At 77.1% G+C, this 350-nt stretch carries 1 pseudogene; it reads right to left on the minus strand.

The annotated features are described in order from the left end of the window. A pseudogene (locus GTW08_RS17745) lies at positions 1–336 on the minus strand (carnitine dehydratase); the annotation flags it as partial. Between the last annotated feature and the right edge of the window lie 14 nt (positions 337–350).

Here is a 350-nt window from a genome sequence, read left to right on the forward strand (position 1 = left end):
CGGCTCGGGCGGGGCGTCGCCGATGCGGCGCAGGGTGATCGGCGGGGTGCCGGCCAGCGCCGCGTGCTGCTCGGTCGCGAGCCACTCGGCGGGCGTGCGGGCCATCGGCATGACGATGCCGGCGTCGCTCGCGGCCGCCTCCAGCTCGGCGGCGTCCCACCGGACGACCGCGTCGGCGACGCCGCTCTCGGGCACCCCGAGGAAGGTCTCGGCCCGGGCACGCAGTGCCGGGTAGGGGTTGAGCGGCATCACCCAGCGGTCGTCGCGGGTGCGGTGGAAGGAGAACCCGAGCGCCTGCGAGGTGATCGCCGGGCTGGCGGCGGGATGGCCGTTCACCAGCTCCCAGCGGC

The sequence above is a fragment of the Pseudonocardia sp. SID8383 genome, assembly GCF_009864975.1.
Classification (GTDB): domain Bacteria; phylum Actinomycetota; class Actinomycetes; order Mycobacteriales; family Pseudonocardiaceae; genus Pseudonocardia; species Pseudonocardia alni.